15 protein-coding genes are annotated in these 20,412 nt (G+C 32.8%); 10 read left to right on the forward strand and 5 right to left on the reverse strand.

What is annotated here, in order from left to right:
* The first annotated feature begins 11 nt into the window (after positions 1–11).
* Entirely contained in the window at positions 12–1,505 is a 1,494-nt protein-coding gene (locus ACYSNV_RS04850; protein ID WP_461761440.1) for a fimbrillin family protein, read from the forward strand.
* 514 nt (positions 1,506–2,019) lie between these two features.
* Here ACYSNV_RS04850 and ACYSNV_RS04855 read toward each other — a convergent pair.
* Positions 2,020–2,403, reverse strand: coding sequence for a DUF1648 domain-containing protein (locus ACYSNV_RS04855; protein WP_461761441.1), 384 nt, complete (start codon positions 2,401–2,403; stop codon positions 2,020–2,022).
* Positions 2,404–2,667: 264 nt separating this feature from the next.
* On the opposite strand from ACYSNV_RS04855, the gene ACYSNV_RS04860 reads away from it, so the two are divergent.
* On the forward strand, positions 2,668–3,519 hold the full coding sequence (locus ACYSNV_RS04860; protein ID WP_461761442.1) for a GLPGLI family protein: 852 nt from the start codon (positions 2,668–2,670) through the stop codon (positions 3,517–3,519).
* A 376-nt stretch (positions 3,520–3,895) separates the two neighbouring features.
* Here ACYSNV_RS04860 and ACYSNV_RS04865 read toward each other — a convergent pair whose 3' ends face one another.
* A complete protein-coding gene (locus tag ACYSNV_RS04865; protein WP_461761443.1) occupies positions 3,896–4,240 on the reverse strand; it encodes a DUF4870 domain-containing protein in 345 nt (114 codons plus the stop codon).
* Positions 4,241–4,677: 437 nt separating this feature from the next.
* Here ACYSNV_RS04865 and ACYSNV_RS04870 point away from each other — a divergent pair, with 437 nt between their 5' ends.
* The 5 genes from ACYSNV_RS04870 (at position 4,678) to ACYSNV_RS04890 (ending at position 11,689) form a co-directional block, all read left to right on the forward strand.
* Positions 4,678–6,939: a histidine kinase gene (locus ACYSNV_RS04870; protein ID WP_461761444.1), complete on the forward strand. Its 2,262-nt coding sequence runs from the start codon at positions 4,678–4,680 to the stop codon at positions 6,937–6,939.
* Positions 6,940–6,948: 9 nt separating this feature from the next.
* On the forward strand, positions 6,949–7,575 hold the full coding sequence (locus ACYSNV_RS04875) for a response regulator (protein WP_461761445.1): 627 nt from the start codon (positions 6,949–6,951) through the stop codon (positions 7,573–7,575).
* Between the two features lie 159 nt (positions 7,576–7,734).
* Positions 7,735–8,412, forward strand: a complete 678-nt coding sequence (locus ACYSNV_RS04880; protein WP_461761446.1) for a hypothetical protein — start codon at positions 7,735–7,737, stop codon at positions 8,410–8,412.
* Positions 8,413–8,423: 11 nt separating this feature from the next.
* Complete coding sequence (locus tag ACYSNV_RS04885) at positions 8,424–10,370, forward strand: hypothetical protein (RefSeq protein WP_461761447.1); 1,947 nt, start codon at positions 8,424–8,426, stop codon at positions 10,368–10,370.
* Between the two features lie 23 nt (positions 10,371–10,393).
* Complete coding sequence (locus ACYSNV_RS04890) at positions 10,394–11,689, forward strand: hypothetical protein (protein ID WP_461761448.1); 1,296 nt, start codon at positions 10,394–10,396, stop codon at positions 11,687–11,689.
* A gap of 59 nt (positions 11,690–11,748) precedes the next feature.
* Here ACYSNV_RS04890 and ACYSNV_RS04895 read toward each other — a convergent pair whose 3' ends face one another.
* The 3 genes from ACYSNV_RS04895 to ACYSNV_RS04905 all read right to left on the reverse strand — a co-directional run bounded on the left by ACYSNV_RS04895 (position 11,749) and on the right by ACYSNV_RS04905 (position 14,952).
* A complete protein-coding gene (locus ACYSNV_RS04895) occupies positions 11,749–12,453 on the reverse strand; it encodes a hypothetical protein (RefSeq protein ID WP_461761449.1) in 705 nt (234 codons plus the stop codon).
* A gap of 306 nt (positions 12,454–12,759) precedes the next feature.
* Complete coding sequence (locus tag ACYSNV_RS04900; RefSeq protein WP_461761450.1) at positions 12,760–13,329, reverse strand: DUF4136 domain-containing protein; 570 nt, start codon at positions 13,327–13,329, stop codon at positions 12,760–12,762.
* Between the two features lie 711 nt (positions 13,330–14,040).
* Positions 14,041–14,952: an ion transporter gene (locus ACYSNV_RS04905; protein ID WP_461761451.1), complete on the reverse strand. Its 912-nt coding sequence runs from the start codon at positions 14,950–14,952 to the stop codon at positions 14,041–14,043.
* 812 nt (positions 14,953–15,764) lie between these two features.
* Between ACYSNV_RS04905 and ACYSNV_RS04910 the strand changes: the two genes are divergently transcribed.
* From ACYSNV_RS04910 to ACYSNV_RS04920, 3 genes are all read left to right on the forward strand, one after another.
* Positions 15,765–16,886, forward strand: a complete 1,122-nt coding sequence (locus ACYSNV_RS04910; RefSeq protein ID WP_461761452.1) for a linear amide C-N hydrolase — start codon at positions 15,765–15,767, stop codon at positions 16,884–16,886.
* A 284-nt stretch (positions 16,887–17,170) separates the two neighbouring features.
* The gene (locus ACYSNV_RS04915; protein ID WP_461761453.1) at positions 17,171–18,565 is read left to right on the forward strand and encodes a glutamate decarboxylase; all 1,395 of its coding nucleotides are present in this window, start codon (positions 17,171–17,173) and stop codon (positions 18,563–18,565) included.
* 752 nt (positions 18,566–19,317) lie between these two features.
* On the forward strand, positions 19,318–20,406 hold the full coding sequence (locus tag ACYSNV_RS04920) for a porin (RefSeq protein WP_461761454.1): 1,089 nt from the start codon (positions 19,318–19,320) through the stop codon (positions 20,404–20,406).
* Positions 20,407–20,412 lie beyond the last annotated feature (6 nt).

A 20,412-nucleotide genomic window follows, 5' to 3' on the forward strand; every position in this document is an offset into this window, starting at 1 on the left:
ATTTAAATGAAATGATACAATCTATAACTAATCGAGTATTGCTTTGCCTTTTGGCAGCAGTTTTTTTCTGGTCTTGTGAAAAAGATGATGTGCAAGATTTGACCAATCCAAGTGATAAAATACAAAAAATTCATTTTAATATGGTTTTACCAAACTCTAAAGATTCAGGATCTTTAAGAGTATCCACCTCAGGGGATAACAATTATAACACCACTTGGCAACAAAACGATCAAATAGGTATTTATATAGTAAAAGGTAATGAACCATTAAAGAGCCAAGGAAACTGGGTTGATAATATGAAAATGGAATATGAAAATGGAAATTGGGTCGCTTATTTTCCAGTGGATAAAGATACCTACCCCTCTGATGGACAGACCTTGAGTTTTTATGCCTATTATCCCTACAATAAGGATGCTAAAGATGCCTTAAATATGTCCTTTGGCTATGTAGGTGATCAGCATTCGGAGCAAAATTTTTCAAAAAGTTACTTTATGGCTGCATCTAATTTAAAATCCGCTGCTTCTGATAAGCCGATTGATTTAAATTTTGCACATAAGTTATCTATGATTGAATTAAAGGTTGAATCAGGTGGTGTAGGAGCTCAAATGTCTAATGAGGTTCAGGTCATGTTAGTGGGGTGTAATACAGGTGGAAACTTTAATTTATCTTCTGGACAAATTAATAATATTTCGGATATTAAGCCCATTACTATGTATAGGGTAGAGAAGTACGATAATCCTAGTTTTCCGTTCGTATTTACATATCGCGCTTTAATACCAGCTCAAAGAATACCTAGTGGTAAGGATCTTTTCGTATTCTCACAAAACCAAGGTAATATAACACGTAGTTTAACCCATAGTACAACCTCAAATGTAGATTTAAATCAAGGTAGTGTTCTACCTTATAATATACGCTTGGTTGGGGCTGATACAAACCATATTTATAAAGTTGGTGATTACTTCCCTTATAAAGGATTCCCTATTCAAGGTATTGTATTTCAGGTGAATCAAACTGGGTCGGCAGGTAAGGTTTTTAGTTTACATCAAAACAAAAACGTAAACTGGGGAGATCCAAAGGTGTATGAAAAACAGATCGGAATAGGTGGTATTGACAGTGAAATCGACGGTGAATTTGCCACTAGAAATATTACATCAAGACGAAGAAATGAGCCTGATTTTGCAAACAAATACGCTATGTTTAAATGGGTACATGAAAATAAAAATGAAAACGATTTAAAAGGGGAATGGTATGTTCCAGCTAAAGAAGAAGCTGAGTTGTTAATTCAAACATGGCTAGAGAACAAGGATGAATTAACCAAGGTGATTAATAATGTAAATGGTGATAATATCTATAGTCAGGGCCACTTGATGACCTCTACAGAGTTTGATCAACAACACTATTATGTGGTGTCAAACACCACTGGAGAAGCCTCCATTAATGAAACCCTATCTAAAAAGGATGCTAGAAATTGGTGGTTAAGAATATTGCCAATCTTTAAATTTTAAAAAGTAAACAAACACATGGATTAAAGGCTAGTTTGACTTTGTTGTTTTGAGTATCTAGCTATGAAAAAACGTTAAAAAAAAAGATTAAAAAAACTAGAAGTAACATAACAAGCTAGATTAACTAAAAAGGATAAAAAGCTAATTTTTATAAAAAAAAAGTGCATTACATACCCCACAAGAGTTAATCACCTAATAGCAAAATTATCAAGTAGAGTTACCTATCTATGATTTTAATTAAAACACTATGCTTTTCAGTACGCTTTAAAACGAAATAATAATTTTTAAATACATAAAAATCTGCTTGGTGAATCTGAGCAGATTTTTTTTTAAAGATTCGTATGACTCCCTTTTTACTACAAGAGAACGACTTTGTTTTTTGTTTTTAAAGCAAGAGGTTATTTTAAAAAGCTTAAAAGAAAATGTTTTTTTGCTCTTGTTTTTTAAAGTGATCGTTGTTTAGAGCGAGTTAAAATACGCTTTAAAGGGTAAATTATACGTAAAGAGTGGATGTTTTTTACAAATTAGTCCATATGCTATAAAAGCAAACCAAAGACATAAACAAGGCGCACAAGGCCAAAAAATATCGCATTGCCCTATAGGCCTTCTCTTTGTTCTCTAGAGTTATTTTTACCGGATAGTTAGCATAATTAGGGCGTTTTAAAAACAAGATTATAATGGCTAAAAATAATAGAGTAAAGCCTAGAAAAAACCATAAAAAGGATTTATGACCATATCCATCGGGTTGGACATTTGAATTCCAGTGGATAATTACCGTAGAATTAACATTAGAATAGTTTACAATAGTTAGTATACAACTAACTAGAAAAATTCCCACAGCGGTAAAGTACAACAAGTAAACCGGTTTGGGAACCGCAGATGTACAAGTAAGACGTGTCATATTGAATTCTATGGTTTTTTAAAAATGTTTTATTTGTGATTCGACTAAGTTAGAGAAAATAATTGACTTTGTATTTGTTAATCAAATGGGGGGATTTTAAAATTAAGTTTTGTTTTTTAATTAAAATTAAGAGTTTAATAAGTATATTGCTTTTTTATTTTTGTTAACTATTTGAAAAAAATAAGCCCCAAAAAAGCAGCTAATGACTACTTTAAAAAGGCTTTGAAAGCTAAATAATCTTGTATTAATTAAATAAATATAATTATGAAACACCGAAATTTTACTAGTGCTGTATTGTTGTTTTTTTGTTTTTCTTTTAGTTATGCTCAGCAGCAGATTCCTGTTATGCGTTACACCTACCAAGTAGACTTTTTAAGACAAGGCAAGGATTCTGATCAAAGCGAGCCAATGCAAGAGGTAATGTATTTAGATGTGGTGGATAACACCTCTAGGTTTGCACCCAGTGGGGTTGTACTTAAAAACGAAAAGATGATAGAGCAAAATCAAGCAAATAATTTAACTATGCAAGAAAGACTTGATGCTTTAAAACCTTTTATCAGCCGTTTCCCAGGGGGAGTGGTGTATAACGATTCCCAAGAATTAAATACCTATTCTAGAAGTGGTTTGGATTATTACAATTTGAAAGAACCCCTTGATTTAATAAAGTGGGATATCTCCGATCAGATTGTTCAAATAAACAATATGAATGCCCAAAAGGCCACCGGAGAGCTTAGCGGAAGAGTCTGGACAGTTTATTTTACCCAAGATATAGCCTTACAAGAAGGTCCGTATAAGTTTAAAAATCTACCTGGTTTTGTAATTAAAGCAAGTGATGATAAGGGCGTTTTTAACTTTGAGCTTATTCAGGCCAGTAAAGACTCAACTACCTATTGGTTGGATAAATCCAGTTTAAAGGCTATGGATGTAAATAAAAAGCAATACACCAAGGTTGTAAAGCAAAACAGTAACAAGAGCTTATCTCAGTTATTTCAACAATCCAGTGGAGCAACAATAACAAAGGTTATTGATAAAGATGGTAAGGATGTAACGGATCAGACTTTAAATAAAAAACCGGAACAAAATATTTACGCTATAGAGATCTATGATCTCAAATAAATAGATTTACCCATAAAAGCAGAACTATTTTAGAGGTATTTTATTTTACATGCGTGGCGTTTACAAATAAAAAAAACAAGTCCAATAAAATAATATTGGACTTGTAACAGTAGTGAATATTTCCTTTTTCTTGACTTTTTCTTAATTTCACATGGATAATGATTTTACTTAAAATTAGGTATATGTAAAATTAAAGGGGACTAGGATATAGCGATTTTATATAACAATTTTTTAAAGATGATCTAACTTTTGCCTATGACTTGAAAGTAATTTTACTTCAAACAAATCCCGTGGTAAAAGTCAAAGGAAAATATTGCCTTGTAAAAAGGTATAATTGATTAATAAGAATTTGATTTTAACAAGTTTTACAGTTGTATTATACAAAAGTAAACCACTTTTGAAACATTCCTCCCACAATAGGTAGTTCCTTTTCTTGTTGTTTAAATGCAGCTATTAAACAGTAAATAAAGGCAACTAGAATAATTAAATTAGCGATACCCGATAGAATCATTCCTATTGCAGGAACAAAACCAACAAAGGTTAGTAAAAATCCAACAATTGTAAAACCAATGCTTTGACGAATGTGAAAACTACCTAGTTGGGTAGGATTTTTCTTATTAAGTATATAAGCAACTACTAACCCGATGATGGTTAAATAAGAAATAATTGCTACTAATTTACCTTGATCCTGTGTTAAGCTTTGTGTTTTTGTGTTTTCCATAATGTTATTGTTTACTTGCTTTTTTATTTTTTGTTAAGGCAAATGTAGAGCAAGCTCAAAAGTATTACAATAGCTGAAATTAGGGATATTTAAAAAAAGACGTTGGAGGTAGGGGTAAAAATTAGCCATATACCTTTTAATTGGTCCTGGTAGAGTTTTATAAAGCTTGGTTAATAACAGATCTTTTACAAGAACTAGCTGAAAAAAGGGATTGTGTGATTTTGGTTATGCAATATCTTTGCAAAGCCAGGTTGAATAGCTAAAAATACTAAAGGTAAGAATTCGTGTTTTTTTAAAGACTAAAGCGTTTAAAAAGAGTTTTAAAGATATGAAAACCAATCTATTTAAAAGGGTTTGATTTTTTGCTTTTAATGCAAGTGGGACAATAAAGCTTTATATGTTGTATTTTAGCCCTGTTTTTAATCCAAAGGGATAATATGAAGATGTTTAAAAAAATTCTAGTACAAGCAAACCTAGTAAAACTACTTGTTTTATGCATTGGTATACTTTGGCCTTGTAAAAGCGCCTTAGCCCAGCAAGTTCTAGATTCCCTACAGGTTGCCTATTTAAAAACACAACCAAATTCTAACCAGCGATTTGAAGTGGCAGGAAAGTATATGACTGCCCTTTTTTTTAATAATAACCCAGCAAAGGCCCAGGAGATATTTCAAGAGAATTTACCCGCAGCCATTAAATTCAGTGATGGTGCCCATGCCGCTAGACTCTACGCCATCCAGGCTATGAATCAAAGGTTAAATCAAGATTATATTGGTTCACGTCAAAATATAGCCAATGCACAAAACTATGCACAAACCACCCAGGATTTAGAGGCCAAGGGGTATGTTAATTATGCAAATGGATGGCTTTTAATACGAAACAATCAAGAGGCCGAAGGGGTCCGTAGCCTTTTAAAAGCCTTAGAGTATTATAATCAAAGTAAACCAAGTGCAACATTAAATATTAGAAAAAGTACAGTTTATAATGAGTTAACCGGTGTTTATGCCAATTGGGGAGAGTTTGACTTGCAACAAAAATATGGACAAAGAGCCTTAGATTTAGCCCTGATAGAGAACAATCCCGAGACTATATTTAACGCCTATATGTTAATGGGTAATATCTACGAGCAGCGTTATGATAAGGATCCCGATAATACCCAGATTTTAAATCAGGCCAGGGATTATTATTTAAAGGCCATAGATACCTATCAGAACAATAAAAGTGTGATACCATTTGGTTCACACCTTTCCTTTGCAGCTAATAATTTAGCATCTTTATACCTTAGTTACTACCCCGAGAGTTATCATCCCCAAGTATTGTATTACGCAAACATTGCCAAAGAACAAGGTCTTAAAACCCAGCAATACACCCATGTGGCGTCCGCTTATGGGATTATGGCCGAGGTAGCGCTTTTAAATAAACAAACCGCTTTAACCAAAGAATATTTACTTTCTTCTTTTAACCAAATGTCAAAAAGTAGTATACCGGATTTAAATATTACCTTAAGTATCCTACAAGGCTTATCAGATGTTAGTGAAATGCAAGGCGATTATAAAGAGGCTTTAAAATACCAAAAAGAATATTTACAAAAATTTAAAGCCTTGTTTAATCAAGAACAAGTAGAGTTAAGTAAAAAACTAGAAGCTCAGTTTGATAAGCAAAGACAAGAGCAACAACTGGTTAATATGACTCTTTTAATGGAGAAAAAACAAAGAGAGCTCGAACTTGTACAAGCCCTAGGAGTACAACAAAAACAGGAGTATGAGAATCTAAAGTTACTCGAGGAAAACCAAAGAAAAGAGTTGGCCTTATCCTTACTAGAGGGGCAAAAAAAAGAACAAGAACTCAAACTAACCCAATTAGAGAGTCAACAGGCCAAGGCCGATATTCAAAACTATAAACAAGAGATAAGTTATAAAGAAAAGATAAACACCTATTATATTAGTTTAATTATTGTGTTTTTTCTGGCATTAATCCTTCTTATCTATGCCTATAAGCAAAGGGAAAAAGCCCTTGCCAAGGATAGAAAGATTTATCAGATTACTTTGTCCAAAGCCCAGCAGCAGGCCGAGATTCAGAACCTTACAGCCATGTTAGAAGGACAAGAAAAAGAAAGAAGCCGAATGGCAAGAGACCTACATGATGGATTAGGTGGGCTTTTATCCTCTACAAAAATTAGTCTTTCTAGTTTGCAAGAGAAATTGCCAGATTCTTTGCAACAGGATTTATTTAAAACCCTTGCCCAGATGGATTTATCGGTGGAGGAGTTAAGGAGAATAGCCCATAATTTAATGCCTGATTTACTACAAAGATTTGGATTAAAAGAGGCTCTATGGGATTATGCACAGCGAATGCAAACCCCTTATTTGGAAATTGATTTACAATTTTTGCATTACAAAGATTCCTTACCTATAGAAAGTCAATTGTTAGTCTATCGAATGGTTCAAGAACTTGTCAATAATGCGGTTAAACACGCCAAGGCTAGTTTAATTATTGTTCAATTTGTAGAAGAGCACTCCAATTATACCTTAACGGTAGAGGATGATGGTCAGGGATTTGATGTGGATAAAGTTAAATTAAACTCCTCGGCCGGGATGTTTAATATTCGCTCTCGAATCGATTTTTTAAAAGGCACATTAAATTACCAATCTCAAATAGGAGTGGGTACTAGTATTGAAATTATATTTCCAAAAACAACATAAAAAAATATCATGATAAATATAGCCATAACTGACGATCATGTACTTTTATCTCAAGGATTGCAAATGCTTTTCCAACAACAAAAAGATATGCAGGTAGTTGGGATTTACCCCAACGCTAAACAAATGCAGCAAGGTTTGAAACAACAACCAATTGATTTGCTTATCTTAGATATAAATCTACCCGATGCAAATAGTATAGAATTAATAGAGCCTTTAAAACTTAGATATCCCGAGCTTTTGATTGTCATTATTAGTGTACATGATGAGTATGCGGTGATTAACAGTGTTTTAAAATTAGGAGCCAATGGATATATTCAAAAAAATGCCACCAGCGAGCAGTTAATAACAGGAATTAAAACCGTGTTACAAGGCAAGGTTTATTTATGTGATTTAACCCAAGAGGTAGTTAAAAGAAAAACCAGTGAGCCATTAGATGCTGTTCCAAAATTAACCCGCCGTGAGAAGGAGGTTCTTTTGGAGGCTTCTTTGGGTTTAACTACCCAACAAATTGCTGATAAACTGTTTATTTCTCCCCACACCGTGGAGAGTCATAGAAAGAATTTGATTGAAAAATTTAAGACTAAAAACTTAAGTTCCGCCATTACCCTTGCCACCCAATATGGTCTTTTAAAATAAGGAAAACAAATCACTATTTTCGGGGATACCATAAACCATAAAGCAAAGGTAAATTTGTAGAATTGTGGATTGGGCATTATTTAAAGTATAGCAAAGTAGGTTTAATAAAGTTTATCGCAATAAACCTTAAAAACACAAAACAAAATAGTTTAACAAGACATGAAAATTAGCACGTATATATTTAAAATAATATTTTTTGTTGGGATTTGCTTTTCCTTGACTTCGTGTTTTGATTTTATAGAAGATATCACCATAAAAAACAATGGATCAGGTCATATAAAAGCAACTTTAAATATAAGTCAAAGTAAAACAAAGTTAGCCTCAGTGATGAACCTGGAATCTATTTATGGGTATAAAATTCCATCCAAAGAAAAAGTAGAGCAAACTGTACAAGAAATAGTTAGTTTATTGGAAAATACCCCTGGGATAACCAATGTGAATTATACTTTGGACTTAACTAATTTTATAGCTACACTATCTTGTGATTTTTCTAACATAAAGGCCTTAAATGTTTTTAGTAAAACCATAGAGCAAAAATTCGGCAGTAAGCTACAACTAGCTAAAAGTTACCAGTATGATACCCAAAAAAAGGTGTTTACAAGAAGTTATAATTACGATCCAAGTTTCTCCAAGGCATTGGAAAAATTTGATTTAAAGGACAAAGATTCTTTTAATTCGGCTAGTTATACCCAGATTTTTAGATTCCAGCAAGCCATTAAATCAAGTAATAATCCAAGTGCCAATGTTTCGGGTAATAAACAAAATGTCATGTTAAAACAAAAAGTCGTGGATCTTTTAGATGGTAAAGCTGTTTTAAGTAATACTATTGAATTGTAAAAAATAGAAATATGAAAATAAGAAAAATTAGTTTTTTAATCTTAGCTACTCTACTGGGATTAAATGTAATAGGACAGGATTTAACCCATATGATACCACAACAGGTTAAGTTTGTGGTGAGCATTAATCAAAAGGCAATTCTAGAAAAAGGTTCAGTAGAGTTGTTGAATGAACTTTTTGAGAAAAGTAAATTTTTTAAACAGCAGGATTCAAAAAATAACCATTTAAAGATTACCGATTTAGGTATTGATTTAAATAAACAAGCCTATGTGTATTATCAAAGTACAGATAGTATAAATCTTACTGCAATGCTTTTTTCGGTAGATAAAAACAAAGAAAATTTGCAGAACATTTTGGAATCTTTTCAAGTAATTGAGCCCATAGGGGATTATACGGTATTGGAAAACCAGGATAAAGATATGCGAGTTGCTTATAACCAAAAGGCAATCCTTTTTGTGAAATCGCAAGTGAATTATAATTATTTTTATAACCAAGAGATTAGCCAACAGGATGACTTAACTTGGCAGGCTTATGATTTTGACCAGAACCAGGATCAATACCAAAGCACCTATGATTATGACTATCAAGAGGATTCGGAGTCTTGGACAAAACAAGAAGATCAAGATTATAAATCTATCGCGCAAGATAATAAAACAAACTCCTTGGAAGAATCCCAAGAGGTAGTTATAATGGAATCCGATTTTAATGAGTACCAAAGCCAAGAACAGTACGATGATGATGATCAAGTAAATCACTACTTACCTGTTATAGATACATATGCAAAAAATGATTCCCTAGCCTTGGCTTTAACACAGCAATGGTTTGATCAATTTTTTCCCGAGCTTTTAAACCCAAAGCAGTCCTTTGCAAATCCCAAGGAATTGATGCTAAATAAAAGCGATCATTTAATTCGCATGCAAGTAACCAATATAGATGATATTTACAAAGATATCTTACCTATGGATATGATTAATATGCCATACGGATTTGATATGGATAATATGAAATATGGGTATAAAAAAGCGAATTTTGATCTATGGGTTAAAGGCAATTTATTAGAGTTGGATACTAATTTTACCATGGACAAGGATTTGGCCACTAGCGTGGTTAACATGTATAATGGTAAATTCAATCCAAAGTTTAAAAAGTATATTCCAAAGGATCATATCGCTTATCTAGCTTTTAATTTTAATATGCAGGCCTATTTACAGGAATTGCCACAAATTATAAGTCAGAGATACGGGCAGATGTTTCCAGAGAATGCAGATTTGTTTGCTTTAATTGCCACTAGTATAGATATAGCTTTTGATCAAAAAGCTTTAGCTAGTGTTTTACCTGGAGATATGGTGGTGTTTTTAAATGACTTTGCGCAAACCACAGTGAGTTATATCGATTATGAATATGACCAAGATTATAACTTTACCCAAGTCGAGAAAACCAAACAAGAGTATTTACCTGATTTTTTATTGGTAGCAAGTTCAAAGGACCAAAGGTTATTTAAAATGGGATTGGATTACGCCCTTTCTCAAGGTAAGGTAACCACACAAGGTGAGATGTACAAAATTCCAGCTAGTGAGTCCTCCAATGCAATGTATGTGCTATTTAAAGAAGATATGATTTTTTTAGCAACGAACTTTCAGCAAATCACCCAAATTAAAAACAATACTTTTCAAGCAGACTTTAATAAAGAAATTAAAAAGCAGTTTGCAGGTAAATGGGGCGTTAATACAGCTTTACAAACCCCAAAGGTAACCGGGGTATTAAAACAACTTGATATACCTGTTTCTAGTGAACTAAGTAATATAGTAAATGATCTTCCGTATTATGGAGCCTTGCAATTTAAATCCGGAATCGCAAAAAATAAAAGTGTTTATGCAAGGGTTTCTCTTAAAATGCCTAAAGACAACAAAAACGCGCTTGCTTATATCTTAAAGCAAATCACCCAGAGTATTCAATAATTGGTTATAAAGATTAAATGATCATGAAAAAAGCCGCTATATTTATTGGTGTATTTATACTATTGGTTTTTAGTCTTATCTATGGTGTTATTCACCATAGATCTGTTGTGGCAAAGCAGCAGTTAATAGACATAAATAGCCAGCGGATAATAAATCTAGGGGTCGATCAATTAGTGATTGATAATTTATCGGATTTTGTATCTTTTTATCCTACAAATAACAATCAAAAACTTGCAAGTGATCACCTTTTTAAAGAGTTTGTATTAAAGGCAGGGATTCAAATACCAGCTAATTTGTACATGTTTGGATTAAAGCAGCCAGATAATAGTTTTTTTGGGATTTTAAAGGTTAATAATTACAATAAATGTTTTTCTTATTTTGCCGAATCGCTCCCTGAACATATGAGTTTTATAGACAAGCAAAACTCTCTTGTTTATCTACAGGTTAACAAGTATTTACAATTGGTGTTTAATAAAGATTATCTGGTATATCAATTAAGTCCAGGCACGGATAACAATCCAAAGTATTTAGTGGATTTGATTAATAATACCGGTAATTGGGTTAGGGTACAAGATTTTAATTGGGATGATATTACCTTAAAAGATCAACATCTTTTATATTGGCAAAAGGATAACAAACTACAGGTAAAGGCCAAGTATAAACGCGATAAAATCGCGTTTTGGGCTACCTATAGATTACAGAAGCCTTACAGGGATTTAGCCTATAATATACCACTGGTAGATAATGCTAGTAGTAGTAGTGTTTTTATTCAAAGTGCTTTACCTTTAAAAGAGTTTAAAGTTTTACAAGACCTGGTTTATAATACCCGTATGCTAGAAAAAAAAGATATCGATAAAATAACCAGTTTTCAATTCTGTATTTCTACCGATTTAGTGGACCAACAAGTAAGTGAGGTTGTTTATGATTACGATTCGGATTTTAATCCCATACAAGTAAATAAAGTTTCAAAAATACAAGTTCCTTTGATTAATATTTTGTTTGGTTTTGAGCCCCATTTAAAGCCTGAACTTTTTGTTTCAAAGCAGTTAAAACAATATTACTATGATTTTTACGGCTTTTCAATGGATCAATTAGTAGGATACTCAACTAATTTACAAGATATACAAAGTAGTTTGGATGATGCACAAACAGCCCCAAAGATGCCTTTGTATATAAACATAGACTTTAGTAAACTACCAGTGGACTGGTCTGTTTGGCCTTTGCAGAATCTTAGAGAAAATAAAGCAAGCTTTAGGCTTGATTCTACACTAGAAAAAACAGATGTTTTACATCTAAAGGCAACCTTTTGCAAAAGGTAATAGATGATTTTCTAAATAACTGTTTTTTTTTGATTACCCCATAGTATACGCAAAGTTAGTTAATAGGGTAAGGAGTCCTCAGGGTTATTATTACTGTTTTTTTTGTCTATTACCAAAACGCGATTCACAAAAATAGTAGATATAAACAAGCAAGAAAGAATAACAGTGGTTAATACAAGTTTCTCGATTTTAGCATGCCAACAAAAGTAAAGCGTACAAAATAGTGCCAATCCAGCTAAAGATTGAAGGTAGATGGTGGCATAACCATAGAAGGTTTTATTTTTTACAGTAATTAAGTACTGTTTTTTTCGAAGTAGGATATAATCCAATAAACAGTAAAATAGTAACTGACAACCTACAAGACCTAAAAACAAATCGTTGTAATATTGTTGTCTCTCAAGGGAATTTATGGCTAGGTATTGCAAGGATAAAAATCCAATACAAACCACACTTGTGGGAATAAAGTTTACTAAAACTACTTTTGTTTTGGATTTATAAGGCCAGACAAGATCCCAGATTGTTACATAGGATAAAGGCGCGTAGAATAGTAAATACGGGTTATATAAACAAATATCGGTGGAGTCTTCAAGTAAAAATATACAAAGTGCAATAAAAATCACATGCGTGAAAATAAGTAAATTAACATACTGCAAAGTAGTACTTTGTTGATTCTTGTCTTGTAAGTAAACATAAATATTGCATAGATTGATAACAATAATTAGTGCTACTAAAATATAAACGATGCTTTGAAAAGTTAGAATCATTTAATCTATGTGTTAGTGTAGGTTTGTCAAATATAGTAAAGTCTAATTAGCAAATAAAGAATTATTGTTTTTTCAAATTGGCAAATGTTTTTAAAAGCAAATATTTTGTTTGTAACCCCGCTTTAAACCCTACGTTTTTTTTTAATAAGGTTTGTACAATTATGTCTTTCCACCAAGACGCACAAGAATAAGTAGAGTACACAAAAGTAAAGTCTGTTAATAAAACAAAACACCTTTAAAAGCTTAGCTTTTAAGCTGCTTTTAAAGGTGTATTTATTTGTTTAGTACTTGAATTTTACTAAAGATTTATTTCTTTTTAGAACCTGGAGGATAGTTAGCTAAGATACTTGTTACATATTTTTGTACTAAAGCCTGTACTTTAGCCTCTGTATTGGCTCCACCAACCAGGCCAGTTCCTTTTCCTTGCCAAATTAAGGTTTTTGTTGCAGGATTTAAAATATCAATATATAACTCACCTTCTAATTCTGTGGTCACCGTGGTTGTTTCTTGTGGATCCCAGTAAGGTGCATATCCCCATCCACCATAGTATCCATAAGGCTCATAGAAGTCTGGGTAATCATAGTTGTTTTGAATGTCGTACTCTTTTTGAGTCTTTGTAAAGATATTTACTAAAATTTGAGGGTTATTAGTTGTCTTTACATATCCCTTTGTAGCAAGATCTGCTTCAATGGCTTGTAAAACGGCCGTCTTGGCCAAGCTATTTAAGTTACACTTGTCAATTCCTTCTTGAAAGAAATTATAGGTTTTAAACTGATTGAAGTTTACCGACTGATTGTAATTAGACGAAACTTGGATACCGCACGATCCTAAAAAAAGCATAATAGCCATTAAGGGTAATAATCGCATTAATTTCATAATTCTTATTTTTTAATTCAACAATTTTTAATTAATGTTAAGTTAATAAAGATTTTTAACTTAAAATAATTTTTAATTGGTATTATTTATATTAATGTTTGTTAAATAGGGATAATTCTTAAACAGAGTCATATTACCCTGCAAAAGCAAGCTGATCCCTTATAAATAAAGGAGTGATAATTTGTTTTAGCCCTAAATAAGCCAAGTTTTTGGTGGTAATTATGTTTTTTAAATGGTGTTTTTTACTTTTAAGAAAAATAACTGCTGATTATAAAAGAGTTTTTAATCTTTATAATAGCTAAAAAACACCTTTAAATTGACTTTTATACACCAATAGATCCTTAAGGGATAGTTTGGGTATTATCGGTTTGTTTTTGACTTCAAACACACAAAACGGCATAGGCTTTAATATAAAAGCAGTATAAGCTAAGGGATGTTTGAGTTTAAAAAAACTTATAACTCTTGCTAAATTTATTTTAAGGTTTTTGATTTTTAAGTGTTTTTTTTATTAAACTACTCTACACTGGGATTCTTTTCTTGTTGGTTTGTTAAGTTGTATTACAAAAAAAAACAAGTCCTTGTTTAAGGACTTGCTTTAAAGATATAAAAGCTTGTTTTAAAGGCTAATTACTGAGACAAGCAGTAAAGAAAAAAAAGGAATCTTATAGTATACCTTGTTTTAAAGTAGCCCTTTATATCATGGTTTATATTTTAGCTATCTAAATTATGTTTGGTATTTGGAGTGGGAGATATAGGGTTATCGCTGTTTTGCGATTTAGGCTTTTGTTTTGAGCTTAGATCGATGTCTAAATCAGGTTGAGCCAATTGTTTATCGGAAGGGATAACGGCAAATTCTTGGGAGAAACCTGAGGCTAAGATACCTGTAGGTATAGCAAAAAAAGCCACACCAATAACCGAGATTATTCCCCCGACAATTCTTCCTACTACCGTAATGGGAACAATATCCCCATAACCCACACTTGTTAAGGTAATAATAGCCCACCACATGGATTCAGGTATACTGGAGAATTTTGTAGGTTGAGCCGCATTCTCACAATAATACATGGCTGTGGAGGCAATAATTAATAAAAATATTAAAATAACAAATACCAAAATAAGCTCATCTCTTTTTCTTCGAAGTACCCTAACAAGTAAATTAAGGGCCGTAACATACCTGGCTACTTTGAAAATACGAAGTAGTCTAAAGACACGTAGTAAGCGTAAAATACGAAGATCCACATAAACAAAAGACAGGTAAAAAGGAGCGATTGCTAACAAATCAATTACTTGCATGGCTGTAATGCCATATCTTAATCTACCAACAAAAGGTTTTCTGTAATTTGGATCGCAAGTTATACTCCACATACGAAGAATGTACTCTAAGGTGAAAAACAGTACCGAGTAGAAACTAAATTGGTCGAAAAATACTCCAAAATCAGCCTGTAAGCTAGAAACAGATTGCAAGATTAAAGTGGCTGCATTTAAAAGAATCACCACCACAATAATTCCCATTACAATTTTACTGGCCAGGGTTTTAGAATCTATGTTAAGTAAGGTATAGATCTTATATCGTATTGGATGTTTTGCATTATAAGGATCTAGGCTTGTATTGGCATTGTTCATATTGTTTTTTTCAGGCGTTAAACATGGACTGGTGTTTTTTATATTCCTATATAAAGGCCTTAAAAATAAAACCCAAAGGGTTTTGTAAGACTTTCTTTCAAAATTAAGAGGTTTTTATGATATATTTAATTAATTGTGTATTTTAATTTTCACTTTAAAGCAAAGGGCTTGCAAATGATTTAGAAAAGCTTTTTCTAATGTTTTTTAAATATTTAAAGTTAAAATAGTAAATGTTTCTTAAATATTTATATCTTTATAATGTAAATAGTATGTAATATTCGTTAACAAGGATTTTATAAGACTGTTTTATTTAGATATACGATTGTTTTAATTTAATTTATTTTTAAAATAATTCTGTGAAATTAGTATAAAATAAAAGCAAGTATGGATTTAAATATCGTTATTTTCTTGAATCTTTGCTTGTAATTATTACTTAAAAAAAGTAAAGACCTAGTAAAAAAAATGGACTAGTTGCAAGTAAATTAATACTGATTTTAGTATCTAATTATTACAAAAAAAGGATATAACAATACAAAGGCCAAAGTCTTTGACTAGATTTTTAATACGTCAACTAATAAGGTTGCAAGTACAATTGCAGGGTTGAGTTTTTAAAATAAAAGGATTTAAAAAAACGTACTGCTTTGCAAGTAGTAACTAATTTAAGGATAAGGTTTTTATAAAGCCTTGCTTTATAGGTGTAGGGTGTTAGTTAAAATCGGAAAAATAAGTAGAAACAACAAAATATTGTAAAAAGTGATTTAGAGATAAATCCAGCCTACAAAGTGCAGCTATTAATTAAATATAACCAAACTATGAGTAAAGAAAATAAAGATCAGGGTTTATCTAATAATGAAAAGCAAAATATAAATTTTGTATCCTATCAGCCCCATACCGCCCAAGAAATACAGACTAATATACCTTTTGCCTGTACTTCACTAGCTGTAAAAGATAAAAACAATAATATGTATCATGGTAGAACCATGGAGTTTACCACCGATCAAATTGTAACTAGTTTAACTTACTACCCGGTGAATCATGCTTTTCAACATCCAGCTCCAGATAATTCGCCAGGTAAAAAGTACCTAGCAAAATACCCGATGTTTGCTTTAACTGTGCCGGTTAGTAAAATTGATCCAATGGGAGCAATGCAAGGGGTAAATAATCAAGGGCTTTCCTTTAGTTTAAATATGATGACTAAGTCGGATTTACCTGACTTAAGTGCAGATAAGTATCCTAATTCCGTTCCATTTACTTCTTTTGGGGAATGGGCTATTGCAAGTTTTGCTAACATTCAGGAATTAAAAGCAGGTATTAATACGGCAGATTTTTGGTCGGATTCTATTGCACTTATTGGCGGGTTGAAAAGTCCGTTTCACTTTGCGTTTTATGATAAATCTGGACAGTGTGCTGTTGTGGAAGTAAGTCAAGGGGTAATTCACCTTTATGATAATCCTACTTATGTTATGACAAACGGACCTGAGTTTCCTTGGCATTTAACAAACTTAGATAACTATGCCAATATGACCAATATTGAGCACAATGCGAATAAGATTGGAAATATGACTTTAATGCAACCCGATAGTGGGGCAGGAACAGGGATTTTACCAGCATCAGGTACTTCGGTTGGTAGATTTGTAAAAGCGTTTTTCTATAGCACTTTTGCCAATTCTGTGGATACACCAGAAAAACAAATCATCGAACTGGCTCACGTGATGAATAACTTTGATAGACCTAAGAACATTTCTGTGGAATATTTAAAGATGCCAAACCACCCAGATCCAGTTTATAGTACCGAATTTACCATCTGGACAGTATTGTCGGATTTATCTCAAGGAGATATTTACATTCGAGCTTATGCAGATATAAATTATACAAAATATAGTTTTAAAGATTTCGCGGATCAGACTCAACTAAAATCAATTGCACTATATTAATTTACGAACGAACGAATATATTTTTTTTTTAACTGAATCTAAAAAAGATCTAGTGCTTTAAAACTTACCTAAGTCACTTCAAGTAATTTTTAACTATGAAGTGACTTTTTTTGTTATTTTATCATAATATAAGTAAAGCTGAATAGCGTGTATTGGCTTTGTATGTAAAATTTTTTAACAAAAAGACTTTAATTTTATTTTATTAAGTTAATTTTTTGTATATTGTATAAGCTTTAATGTGAGCGATGAAGTTAATTAAGTAAAAAACCAAAAAAAATTAAATTATGGCATTACACACGGTAAATCCAGGGGGTAAAGATGCGGAATACTCTGATGCCTATGCGCAGCAGGCTTCCATAAAGCCTATCCCTAAGTACAAAATGGGAGAACAATCTAATGACTCGGTAACGGTAAGGGACTTAATTCTAGATGAATTGTTATTAGATGGAAATGCAAAGCAGAATTTAAGTACGTTTTGTCAAACAGGTCTAAGTGAGGACATTCATATTTTAATGGATAAATGTATCGATAAAAATATGATGGATAAAGATGAATATCCACAAACTGCAGAAATAGAAAGTAGATGTGTGCATATTTTAGCAGATTTATGGAATTCACCCTCTTCAGCAACCACAATGGGATGCTCTACAACAGGGTCCTCTGAGGCAGCAATGCTTGGAGGGTTAGCCATGAAATGGAGATGGAGAGAAAAGCGACAAAAAGAAGGTAAACCAACGGACAAGCCTAATTTAATTACTGGGCCAGTACAGGTTTGTTGGGAGAGATTTGCACGTTATTTCGATGTGGAATTACGTCAGATTCCAATGGAGCACGATCGCTTTTTAATGACGCCAGAGGAGGTTTTAAAAAGAGCCGATGAGAATACAATCGGAGTAGTTCCTACTCTAGGGGTTACCTTTACGCTTCAATATGAAGATGTAAAAGCAATTCACGATTGTTTGGATCAGTTACAAAAAGATACAGGACTTGATATCCCAATGCACGTGGATGGAGCCTCGGGAGGTTTCTTAGCGCCATTTATTCACAAGGATATTCCTTTTGACTTTAGACTTCCAAGAGTAAAGTCAATTAATACCTCGGGACATAAATTTGGATTAGCTCCAATTGGTGTGGGATGGATTGTTTGGCGTGAAAAAACAGATTTACCTGAAGGATTAATCTTTGATGTAAACTATTTAGGAGGAAATATGAAAACCTTCGCATTAAACTTCTCTCGTCCAGGAGGGCAGATCATATCACAATACCATAACTTTTTACATTACGGACGTGAGGGATATACTAGAATCTTACAAGCTATGTCAGATCACGGACAGTATATTGCACAAGAGGTTAAGAAAATGGGCGTGTTTGATATTGTTTACGATGGAGTAAATGGTGTTCCAGGAGCGACATGGAAGTTTAAAGAAGGTGTAAATCCAGGATACACTTTATATGACTTAACAGATCGTATGCGTATTAGAGGATGGCAAGTTGCCTCTTATACTCTTCCAAATGACTGTGAGGATTTAGTGGTTCAACGTGTACTTGTAAGACATGGATTTAGCCGTGATATGGCGGATTTATTATTAGAGGATTTAAGACGTAGTATTGAATACTTTGAGAAGCATCCAGTGAGTGTTCCATTAACTAAAGAAGAAGGAACTACTTTCCATCATTAATAAGGCTTTAAAACAAGTTAAAGAGTAATTATAATTCACTTAAGCCAAGCTATTTTACTTAAAAGATAGCTTGGCTTATTAAATCTAGGAGGTTTTTGATTTGGTGAAATTGAATTTTTTGTTGGTAGCTTGGCCTAATGAACACAGTTAAATAAGGCACTAAAACAGGTTTAGTTTCAGCTATATTAGCCCTTTTTCTTTGCTGTAGTGGAACATTGGAGCTTTGGGTTTTAAATGAAAATATTTTTTCACCTGTGTTTTTGGCTGTAGGTGGGTAAATAAAACTGCAATTTATAAGGGTTTTAGATAATCCTGCATACTTTTTTTTACGTTTTCCTTGGCTTGTTGATACCTATACTACCTCTTTTGCTTTTAGACTACTGGGGGTAAGGATATAAAAAAAAATCTGGACCACGGCCCAGGGTTTATTAAAAAAAGGAGCTAGATAGTGGTTTCTCAGTGCCCAAAAAAAGTTAGTAGGGGTCAAGAGTCAAATAGACTTAACACATCGTGAGTTACCTTTTAAAAAAACTGCCTTACTAGAATCTTGGGAGTAATTATAGTTGTTTTAAAGGACGGATTAATAAAAAAATCAATCCTTATTTTTTAAACTTTTTTGTTTTGTATTTAAAGCCAGAGATAAGACCCACTTTTAAGTAAGTGAAATCCTAAAATAATGCTTGTTGCGAGTTTTTATCTAAAACTAGGTAAAAGGGTATTGTGAAAACAAAATCAAACAAAAACAAACTACTATGAGAAAGTTAGTATTTGTGGGCTGGGCTATACTTTTTGGTATAACAAGTTACGCACAACATCGGGAAGATGATGATTTGAATGAAAAACTCAAGTGGAACAATCAAATGCTTAATATTCTTGTGGATACTAGAATCGATTACCAAAACGTAATTAGCAATGGTGAGTTAATCGATAGGAGTTTCTATGGAGATTTATTAAAGGTTTGGTTCACAGGTGATATTACCCCAACTATACACTACCGGGTTCGTCAACGATTAAATAAAGAACAGGCCGCAAACTCCAGGGACGGCCTCTCGGGTGCAACGGATCTGGCTTGGATTAGTTTTGATATACAAGATAATTGGAATATTATGGTTGGAAAACAAAGTATTCAATTTGGAACCTTTGAATACAACTATTCCACCGCCGATGTGTATTATCCTACCATGATTTACAACGATTTAACTTCTTCGGCCATAGGGGTGAATGTTTTGTATAAATGGAAGAACCAAGAGTTTAATTTCCAGGTAATAAACTCGCCTTATAGTGAATTTGCAAGTGAGTCTTATGAAGATAAAGCTTTGGCCCTAAATTTCCTTTGGGAAGGAAGTTTATTTAAAGGAATTTATAAGACACGCTGGGGATACGGTCTTTTTCAGCACTCTAAAGACAGTTATTATAATTGGTTTACCGTAGGTAATCAAATAAATATTGGAAAATTCACCAGCGAGCTGGATTATTATATTGGAGATCGTAATATGAACTACAGTAGCGTTGTTTTATCTGCTCCAGATCAGTTGCGTTTGGTCGAAGATCAGGCCGTTTCATTAAAGTTTATGTATAATCTAGGGGATTGGCGTCCTTTTATAAAAGCAGTATACAGCCAACGTTATGATAAAAAAGATCAATCCCAGGCCTATAACATTAAAGGTATTGAAGCCGTGGTGGAATGGTATCCTTTTACCAAAGAGCTTTTAAAAGATTTGCGCTTTCATGGAGCATATAGTTTTTCAAATACCGAATTTAAAGGTGATTACCGCGAGCTTACCCAAAATAACCAACATCAACTCCTCGTGGGAGTTAGGTGGCTAGTTAAGGTGAAATAGCACTAA

Source organism: Myroides sp. LJL119 (assembly GCF_054871605.1).

Coding starts and splice junctions, on each gene's coding strand:
- ACYSNV_RS04910 (WP_461761452.1), top strand. CDS start 15,765: ATGAGTAAAGAAAATAAAGATCAGGGTTTATCTAATAATGAAAAGCAA.
- ACYSNV_RS04875 (WP_461761445.1), top strand. CDS start 6,949: ATGATAAATATAGCCATAACTGACGATCATGTACTTTTATCTCAAGGA.
- ACYSNV_RS04885 (WP_461761447.1), top strand. CDS start 8,424: ATGAAAATAAGAAAAATTAGTTTTTTAATCTTAGCTACTCTACTGGGA.
- ACYSNV_RS04905 (WP_461761451.1), bottom strand. CDS start 14,952: ATGAACAATGCCAATACAAGCCTAGATCCTTATAATGCAAAACATCCA.
- ACYSNV_RS04850 (WP_461761440.1), top strand. CDS start 12: ATGATACAATCTATAACTAATCGAGTATTGCTTTGCCTTTTGGCAGCA.
- ACYSNV_RS04890 (WP_461761448.1), top strand. CDS start 10,394: ATGAAAAAAGCCGCTATATTTATTGGTGTATTTATACTATTGGTTTTT.
- ACYSNV_RS04855 (WP_461761441.1), bottom strand. CDS start 2,403: ATGACACGTCTTACTTGTACATCTGCGGTTCCCAAACCGGTTTACTTG.
- ACYSNV_RS04860 (WP_461761442.1), top strand. CDS start 2,668: ATGAAACACCGAAATTTTACTAGTGCTGTATTGTTGTTTTTTTGTTTT.
- ACYSNV_RS04880 (WP_461761446.1), top strand. CDS start 7,735: ATGAAAATTAGCACGTATATATTTAAAATAATATTTTTTGTTGGGATT.
- ACYSNV_RS04870 (WP_461761444.1), top strand. CDS start 4,678: ATGAAGATGTTTAAAAAAATTCTAGTACAAGCAAACCTAGTAAAACTA.
- ACYSNV_RS04895 (WP_461761449.1), bottom strand. CDS start 12,453: ATGATTCTAACTTTTCAAAGCATCGTTTATATTTTAGTAGCACTAATT.
- ACYSNV_RS04900 (WP_461761450.1), bottom strand. CDS start 13,329: ATGAAATTAATGCGATTATTACCCTTAATGGCTATTATGCTTTTTTTA.
- ACYSNV_RS04865 (WP_461761443.1), bottom strand. CDS start 4,240: ATGGAAAACACAAAAACACAAAGCTTAACACAGGATCAAGGTAAATTA.
- ACYSNV_RS04915 (WP_461761453.1), top strand. CDS start 17,171: ATGGCATTACACACGGTAAATCCAGGGGGTAAAGATGCGGAATACTCT.
- ACYSNV_RS04920 (WP_461761454.1), top strand. CDS start 19,318: ATGAGAAAGTTAGTATTTGTGGGCTGGGCTATACTTTTTGGTATAACA.